Source organism: Ilyobacter sp. (assembly GCF_041583315.1).
Classification (GTDB): domain Bacteria; phylum Fusobacteriota; class Fusobacteriia; order Fusobacteriales; family Fusobacteriaceae; genus Ilyobacter.
The window spans coordinates 1-8,750 of record NZ_JBFHGC010000051.1; the positions used below are offsets into that span (position 1 = coordinate 1).

Below are 8,750 nucleotides of genomic sequence, written 5' to 3' on the forward strand. Positions count from 1 at the left end.
AGATTAAATAAACGATAGATTTTACCAATTTACGGCCTCAAATAAATATTATTTTGATTATCCAAGATAATATTTATCTGGAGTAATAAATTTTTATAAAATTTATTTAGATTCATTTTTGTATTTTTTAAAAAATATTTGCTTAAAAACTCTATTTAATTAAGTTATAATTTTTAGTATATATACTGGATTTTTTCCTTGATTTTAAAATGAGTTTTTATAGCTAAGCTGATAAAGTAAATATCCATGTGAAATTAACTTCTGGTTTATATTTTAAAGGTCATTTAGAAAGGAATAATTTTAGAAATGGATTAGGATTTTTTGATCGGGGTCAGAATGACTTACCTTTAATTTAGAATGAATTTTATATTGGTGTTACTAGGTTGAGAATTATTCAAGAGTTTTTAAAGGTTAATTTTATCGAGTGGTTTCAGAAGGAATAAGATCTCTTTATTGGAATTGGAAGAATTAGCCTTTAATTTAAAAATAATTTTTATACAAAAAAAGTCGTACTACTTTCAACTGAATTTCAGTGAAAGTAAAACGACTTTATATCTTTTCAGGGTATTAAAGAGAATACTCTTCTTTTTTCTGACAAGATGCCATTTACTTTGTCTTTACATTTATTTCGTTTATGCCTCGTTACTTTTATATTCATAGTATATATCCACTTTTAGCAGTTGTCAACTTTTTTTTATAAAAAAATATTAACTGACACCTTGTTTATTTTTTTCTCTGTTTCTTTCTGCCTGGGTTTTACTGAGATAAAAAGGTTCTAACTGAAAAAGATTATCTTCAGGAATATCAAAACATATTTCTGCCATCACAGAAGCTCTGGGAAGGGACATAGATTTGCTTGTAAAGAAACCTTTATCACCCATAATATTCTCTATCAGATCTCTGTAATGTATGCTCCCGTCACCTAGAAACAATAGCTCTTCGCCCCTATATCCCTCTAGTATCTCTCTCAGTTCCCCGTCCATATATTCGCTTTTTCTTTCTAGTCCGTTCTTGACATCATAGCCGTACTCTGCATAATAAACCCTCTCTTTTCTGGCATCTATAAGGGAAAGTATTTTCTTATCTGTGTGAGGTGCCAGATTTGCTATGACATCTAGTTCATTCAGTCCCACTAAAGGTACTCCCAGAGAATAGGCCAGACCCTTGGCCGTACCTACACCTACTCTTATACCTGTAAAAGATCCGGGTCCTATACTCACTGCTATTCTTTCTACATCCTTTATACTATTTCCAGAAAGATCAAAAAGTACATCTATGGCACTCATCACAGTATCAGAGTGATTCAGGTTTACATTCAGATTCAATTCAGCCACAAGGCCCTTTTCTATATGGTACAAAGCCACTGTCCCGGACTTTGTAGATGTATCAATCGCTAAAGCCAACATATTTAAACAACTCTCTTTCTCTATCTAAGTCTCCTATAAATTTAACAGATATTTTTCTGCTCTCATCATCGTGATAATACAGTTTTATCTCTATATACTCTTTAGGGAGTTCACTCTCTATAATATCTGCCCACTCGATTACCACAAGGCCTCCGTTATTGAGATAATCCTCATACCCGACTTCATATACCTCTTCAGGGTCAGTAAGCCTGTACACATCAAAATGGTATAGTGGAAGTCTTCCTCCGTGATGTTCGAGGACATAGTTAAAAGTCGGGCTTTTTATATTCTCCTCTATACCCAGCTCTTTGGCAAGGGTTTTTACAAAGGTGGTTTTCCCTGTCCCCAAGTCCCCAACAAGGGCTATCACATCATTTTCCCTTGAAAAATCTGCCATATCCACTGCCAGTTTATCAAGTTCTTCAAATGAAAGTATTTTTTCCATCATTATCTCCTCTACTGCTATTTATCCATTATTTTATTTACTACACCGGTGGTTGATTTACCTTCTACAAGCGTAAGAATTCTTACCTCTCCCCCGTTTCTTTCCACTACCTTTGTCTCAGGAAGGTCCTCTTTCTTGTAGTCTCCCCCCTTCACATGGATGGAAGGCTTGAGTTCCTCTATAATCTCCACAGGAGTATCCTCTGTAAAAACCACTGCATAATCCACGGCCTTCAGACCGGTGAGCATCTCTGCCCTGTCCTCCTGTGAATTTATAGGTCTCGTTGGTCCTTTGAGCCTTCTTACAGATTCATCTGAGTTCACTCCCACTATGAGGATATCCCCCTGTTCCTTAGCTTCATTAAGATATCTCAGATGTCCCACATGCAATATATCAAAACAGCCGTTTGTAAACACAGCTTTCTTTCCCTCTTTTTTTATTCTGCAGACCAATTCTGCCGCTTCTTCTCTTTCTAATACTCTCTTCACCAAAAATTCACACCCTTTATATATCATTTAGTTATTTTACAATATCCCAAAAGATTTCTCAACTTCAATTTCTCTGAGTAAATTTATTACTTCTATTATTATCTCTGCAGTGATGCCCCAGATAACTTCTCCGTCATAGCTGTAAACATATACCTGTCTCGGTTTACCTTCCCATGGCTTAAAGTACCTCTCTGGAAGTCCCAGTTCCTTTGCAGGAAACTCTTTCACAACTCCGTTTTCTTCGTAATAAGGATGAAATTTTATGGTTATCATCTCTGTTCTGGGCTTATTTTCCATAAAAAATTTCAGAGGGACAAAAAGAAGCCTTTCCACCTCATCTTTATTGATTTCAAACTCATCTACATTATCTATATTGATTATCCCTGCATAAGATTCTACGATGACTCCAGTAGGAATGATCAGGGTTCCTATTTTACCAAGAACCTTTATCTTTTCTCGGGAGATTCCCAGTTCTTCTTCAGTTTCTCTTATTGCCGTCTCTAAAAAACTAATATCACTCTCTTCATGTTTCCCTCCGGGAAAGCTTATCTCTCCGCCCTGTCTTATATTTTTAGCTCTCTTTTGAAGAACAAAATATTCCTCTCCATCTATCTTGCAGATCACTGCCATAACAGCCGAATTGAAATATTTATCCCGGGATATAATTGGGTTCTCTTTATATTCAAGTTTTTTTAAGATATCACTGTATTCCATAGTAAATCCTCCTGAAGTTTATTATAACATTAAACTATTTTAAAAACTATTTCACTTTTATTTTTTCATATAAATTCTTTACTTGCTGATTTAATAAAAAAATCAATTTTCTAAATAACAAATCATTCTTTTATAACTTAATTTATATTCATTCCTTTATTTTTTATTCATAATAAAATCTATCTAGCATTCACCTTTAAGATTAAGACAGACAGGGAGAAGCCCCCTGTCTGTCTTAATTAAAATCCACTATATTTTTTTAGCCTCTATACCCCATATCTCACTTGCGTACTGCGAGATAGTCCTGTCAGAAGAGAACTTCCCTGCATTGGCTATATTCATCCAGGCTTTCTTTGCCCATTCCTTCCTGTTTCTGTAATCTATATTTACCATCTTTTGTACCTTTCTGTACTCATCAAAATCTTTCAGCACAAAGTACTGGTCAGGTTTATGCCAGCTGGCTCCCTTGAGGATAGAATCATATAGCTCCTGAAACATTCCTGTCCCGCCGTCGCTATAGGTTCCGTCTACGAGACTGTCTAGGACTTTTTTCAGACCCTCTACAGATTCATACTCTTTTGATGGGTCATACCCGTTTTTCTTCATTTCATTTATATCTTCTACTTTCATACCGAAGATATAGCTGTTTTCAGCACCTGCCTCCTGGACTATCTCCACATTGGCTCCGTCCAATGTTCCCAGGGTGAGAGCACCGTTTAGCATAAATTTCATGTTTCCGGTTCCTGATGCCTCTTTACCTGCAGTGGATATCTGTTCCGAGACATCTGCCGCCGGGAATATCTTCTCAGCCAGAGAAACCCTGTAATTTTCCACAAAAGCTATCTTTATTCTTCCCCTTACCAGAGGATCGTTATTTACAGCTTTACCCACTTCATTTATTAGTTTTATTATTCCCTTAGCTCTAAAGTATCCCGGAGCCGCCTTGGCACCAAAAATATATGTCACAGGATAAATATCCATCTTTGGATTCTCCTTTATCTTATTATAAAGGTCCATTATGTGAAAAATATTCAGAAGCTGTCTCTTGTATTCATGAAGTCTCTTTACCTGCACGTCAAAAATAGATTCTGTGTCTATCTCTATTCCATGAACCTCTTTCAAATGATTTGAAAGTTCTGTTTTTTTCAATTTTTTTATTTCAAGAAATCTGTTTAATATCTTTTCATCGTCTTTATATTGTTCAAGTTTTTTTAGCTGAGAAAGATCAGTTACCCAGCCGTCTCCTATGAGGTCAGTGATAAAACCGGAAAGCTCTTCATTTGAAAAAAGAAGCCATCTCCTCTGGGTTATCCCGTTGGTTTTATTCTGAAATTTTTCAGGATAAAGTTTATACCACTCCTTCAGCTCTTGATTTTTGAGGAGATCTGTATGGAGTTCCGCCACTCCGTTTATGGTTTTAGACCCGTAAATGGCCATCCAGGCCATATGAATGAGGTCTCCCTGAATCACAGACATTTTTTCGTGCTTTTTTCTGTCTTCAGGATACTCTTTTTCCAGAGACTGCAGAAGTTCGATATGTATTCTGTATGTTATATCATAAATTCTGGGAAGTACCTCTTTATATAATTCTATCCACCATTTCTCCAGAGCCTCTTTTAAAATCGTATGGTTAGTATAGGAAAACAACTTCTCCACTATGTTCCATGCCCTTGTCCAGCTTATACCTTCCACATCATAGAGTAGCCTCATCATTTCAGGTATGGCAACTACAGGATGGGTATCATTTAGCTGTATTGCTGCATAATCTAGAAGTTTTTCGAAATCTTTTCCGTGTGTCTTTTTAAAGTTTCTCAGTATATCCTGTAGCGAAGCCGATGCAAAAAAATACTGCTGCTTCAGCCTCAGTTTTTTCCCCTCGTTGGTGGTGTCATTGGGGTAAAGTATCCTGGATATATTTTCAGCCATATTTTTTTCTTTCACAGCCTCTTCATAATCCTGGGAATTAAAGGCGTCCAGATCCAAATCATTGATAGGCGTAGATTCCCACAGCCTCAGGGTATTCACATTATCAGTACCATATCCCAGTATTGGAGAATCATAAGGAACAGCTCTCACCTTTTGATCCCCAAACTCTACAATGACCTCTTCACTTGATTTTTTCACAGACCACGGGTCCCCGTATTTTAGCCATGTTTCCGGATACTCTTTCTGAAATCCCTCTTCAAATTGCTGCCTGAAAATACCGTTTTTATATCTTATCCCATATCCTTGTCCGGGAAGATTGAGAGTTGCCAGGGAATCCATGAAACATGCTGCCAGTCTACCAAGTCCTCCGTTCCCAAGTCCGGCATCATCTTCTGCCTCTTCTATATGGTTATAATCTATCCCCAGTTCTTTCAGTACATCCTTTACCTCTTGCAGAATACCTATATTCATGAGGTTATTTCCGAGAGCCCTTCCCATCAAAAATTCAGCAGAAAGGTAGAATGCCTGTTTCCCCTTTCTGTATTCTGCCGTTGTTTTTTCCCAGTTTTCAGCTATACCCTCCATTACTGTCTTGGCCAGAGCCTGATATACCTGAAAATCCTCTGCATCTTCCAGAGATTTCCCACAGTCCACTTTCAGGTATCTTTTTATCCCATCTATAATTTCCTCTCTATCTAAATACATTTTTTACCCCCTATACTCAAAACATTTATCTGTTGTATTTTTCAGTTATTTTTTTTAGCCTCAGAGCCGTCTCTTCTTTCAAGTCCTCTTTTTTCATTCTCCATTTCCAGTTTCCCCATGAAGTTGCAGGAAAATTCATTCTTGCCTCACTTCCGAGACCTATTATATCCTGCATCTGGGTTATTGACATCATCGCTTTAGAGCTCCATATAGCCTCTATACATTTCCAGTTTATCTCCTCTGACTCTGCTTCAGGCATTTTTTTCAGATATCTGTCACAGATCCCCTTATGAAAATTATCCAATCCCCTATACCATCCAACAACTGTGTCATTGTCATGTGTCCCGGTATAAGCAACACAATTTTCGGGGTATCTGTGAGGGAGATACTCATTTTCCTCATTTTTATCAAAGGCGAACTCCAGTATTTTCATTCCCGGATATCCGCTGTCCTTCAGAAGTTTTCTCACCTTGGGAGTAAGAAAGCCCAGATCTTCTGCTATTATAGGCAGATCCCCCAAAGTCCTGTTTATTCTCCCAAAAAGCTTCATTCCAGGTCCCTTTTCCCAACGGCCTTTTCTTGCGGTTTTTCTGCCGTATCTCACTGTCCAGAATGATTCAAAACCTCTGAAGTGGTCTATCCTTATAGTATCATACATCCTAAAAGAGCTCTTTACTCTCTCTAACCACCATCTGTATCCTGTTTTTTCCATATATTCCCAGTCATACAAAGGATTTCCCCAGTATTGACCGTCTTTGCTAAACATATCAGGCGGAGCTCCGGATAGTTTGGTTGGTTTTTTATACTTATTAAAAAGAAACATTTTGCTATTGGCCCACGAGTCTGCACTGTCAGAAGCCACAAAAATAGGTATATCACCTATGATTTTTACATTTTTAGATTTGGCATAACTTTTGAGATTCTCCCACTGTTCATAGAAAATATACTGGAGAAAAAGCTGAAACTCCATCTCGTAGCAAAGATCCATCTCTGTCTCTTTTATAATGGCTCTTTTCTTGTACCTGTAATCTTTAGGCCACTTTTGCCACTGTGTATAGTCAAAGTTTTTCTTTAGGGCCATGAAAAGGCAGTAATCTTCTATCCAGTATTCCGATTTTTTTTTAAACTCTTCCATATCTTGCAACTGATCCATCTGAAGGTACTTGTCATAGGCCTTTCTCAAAAGCCTCATCTTTTCCCTGTGTATCAGCCCAAAATCAATACTTCCCTCTATATTCCCCTCTATCAGAGGAGCCAGGTCGTCTTTCTGGAGAAATCCCCTGTCCACAAGAGACTCCATATCTATGAAATAATGATTCCCTGCAAAGGCCGAAAAAGACTGGTATGGAGAATCACCGTATCCTGTAGGCCCCATGGGAAGAATCTGCCAGAGTTTCTGACCTGCTTCTGCCATAAAATCCACAAATTCATACGCCGGTTTTCCCAGGTCACCTATACCGTATTTTCCGTGAAGAGAGCTTATATGCATTATTATCCCGCTGCTTCTTTGAAATTCCATACACCCTCCTGTTTCCCTGTAGTAAAATTTATATTCTATTTTTATCTATTTTTTCTAATAGTTATCTACGCAGTTTAGGGGCTTCCTCCTACTTTTTCTTTGTAATAAAAATAATTATGTCTTTTTCACAAATAAAAATACCCATCAAAATACCTTAGGAAATATCCTTTGCATTTTAATGGGTATGAATTATTTTTATTTACTTAGTTCCGAATATTCTGTCTCCGCAGTCTCCTAGACCTGGATATATATATCCGTTTTCATCTAGTCCCTGGTCTATCTTCGCAGCATATATATCTACATCTGGATGTTTTTTTATTACCTTTGCAAGTCCCTCAGGTGCAGCTACAAGACACATAAAAGTTATGTCTGTTACTCCGTTTTCTTTGAGGTAATCTATGGCATAAATTGCAGATCCTCCTGTTGCAAGCATAGGGTCTACAAGGATTACCTTTCTCTCACTTATATCTGTAGGAAGTTTGCAGTAGTAGTATACAGGCTCCAGAGTCTCTTCGTTTCTGTACACACCTATATGTCCTACTTTTGCAGTTGGAACAAGGGCTAGTATCCCGTCTACCATTCCAAGACCAGCTCTAAGGATAGGAACCACTGCCACTGCCTTATCTGGAAGAATATACGCCTTTGTCTTCATTAGGGGAGTTTCTACCTCAGTTTCCTCTAACTTTAGCTCTTTTGTAGCTTCATAAGTCATTAGACCTGCTATCTCATTTAGAGTTTCTCTAAAAGTCTTTGTGTCTGTGTCTTTGTTTCTCAAAAAAGTTAATTTGTGCTGAATCAGCGGATGATTTACTTCTACTATAGCCATTGGTTTAACCTCCTAAAACCTTATATATTTTTTTATTTCATTTTTTTTTGGGCGGTCCACACAAAAAAACAGGACCTTAGTCCTGTTTTTATTTTTTCATTCCGTACTTTTTGTTGAACTTGTCTACTCTACCAGCAGCGTCGATAAACTTCGCTTTACCAGTGTAGAATGGATGACACTTAGAACATACAGCTATTTTGATTTCATCACCTTTTGAAAAAGTTGATCTAGTTTCAAATCTTTCTCCACATGTGCAATCAACAGTAACTACATGATAATTAGGATGAATTCCTTTTCTCATCGACCTCTCACCTTCCTTAAAAAACTTCTTAATTTCGAAATAAATTCTATCACAAATGTCAAACTTTTGCAATATTTTTTTGTAAGCTCAAATTACTTGACACTTATCAATCCTACATTTATTGGCAAATACATACTATTAAAAAATAAGTTAACTACTTATATAATTTTTTTGACCTGGTTTCTCACAGAAATCTGTGTAAATTAAAAATTAATGATTAGTACTTGAAATTCAAAATAAATTACTGAATTTCTATGGTGTCACTTTTCTCTTGACAGAAAAGTAACCAAAAGGTCAAGGCTATGAAAAATCAGCTAAATAACCTTGAAAATCCAAGAAAAATTCGAAACTCACTTCGTTCAAACAGTCGATTTTTTCTAAGGATTTTACTTCGGTCATTCTTAACGCTGATTTTATCAA

8 protein-coding genes are annotated in these 8,750 nt (G+C 36.8%); all 8 read right to left on the reverse strand.

Annotated elements, in window-relative coordinates:
- Positions 1 to 707 precede the first annotated feature (707 nt).
- The 8 genes from tsaB to rpmE all read right to left on the reverse strand — a co-directional run bounded on the left by tsaB (position 708) and on the right by rpmE (position 8,330).
- Positions 708 to 1,406, reverse strand: coding sequence for a tRNA (adenosine(37)-N6)-threonylcarbamoyltransferase complex dimerization subunit type 1 TsaB (gene tsaB / locus ABZA26_RS03115; RefSeq protein WP_372713060.1), 699 nt, complete (start codon positions 1,404 to 1,406; stop codon positions 708 to 710).
- Positions 1,387 to 1,851, reverse strand: coding sequence for a tRNA (adenosine(37)-N6)-threonylcarbamoyltransferase complex ATPase subunit type 1 TsaE (tsaE, locus tag ABZA26_RS03120; RefSeq protein WP_372713061.1), 465 nt, complete (start codon positions 1,849 to 1,851; stop codon positions 1,387 to 1,389). Before tsaE ends, tsaB begins: the two co-directional genes overlap by 20 nt.
- Before the next feature lie 17 nt (positions 1,852 to 1,868).
- The gene (rfaE2, locus tag ABZA26_RS03125; protein ID WP_372713062.1) at positions 1,869 to 2,339 is read right to left on the reverse strand and encodes a D-glycero-beta-D-manno-heptose 1-phosphate adenylyltransferase; all 471 of its coding nucleotides are present in this window, start codon (positions 2,337 to 2,339) and stop codon (positions 1,869 to 1,871) included.
- 36 nt (positions 2,340 to 2,375) lie between these two features.
- Complete coding sequence (locus ABZA26_RS03130; protein ID WP_372713063.1) at positions 2,376 to 3,053, reverse strand: CoA pyrophosphatase; 678 nt, start codon at positions 3,051 to 3,053, stop codon at positions 2,376 to 2,378.
- 249 nt (positions 3,054 to 3,302) lie between these two features.
- Positions 3,303 to 5,684, reverse strand: a complete 2,382-nt coding sequence (locus ABZA26_RS03135; RefSeq protein WP_372713064.1) for a glycogen/starch/alpha-glucan phosphorylase — start codon at positions 5,682 to 5,684, stop codon at positions 3,303 to 3,305.
- 25 nt (positions 5,685 to 5,709) lie between these two features.
- The gene (gene malQ / locus ABZA26_RS03140) at positions 5,710 to 7,203 is read right to left on the reverse strand and encodes a 4-alpha-glucanotransferase (RefSeq protein ID WP_372713065.1); all 1,494 of its coding nucleotides are present in this window, start codon (positions 7,201 to 7,203) and stop codon (positions 5,710 to 5,712) included.
- A gap of 199 nt (positions 7,204 to 7,402) precedes the next feature.
- Positions 7,403 to 8,029: a uracil phosphoribosyltransferase gene (upp, locus tag ABZA26_RS03145; RefSeq protein ID WP_372713066.1), complete on the reverse strand. Its 627-nt coding sequence runs from the start codon at positions 8,027 to 8,029 to the stop codon at positions 7,403 to 7,405.
- Positions 8,030 to 8,117: 88 nt separating this feature from the next.
- Complete coding sequence (gene rpmE, locus ABZA26_RS03150; protein ID WP_319370242.1) at positions 8,118 to 8,330, reverse strand: 50S ribosomal protein L31; 213 nt, start codon at positions 8,328 to 8,330, stop codon at positions 8,118 to 8,120.
- Positions 8,331 to 8,750: the final 420 nt, after the last annotated feature.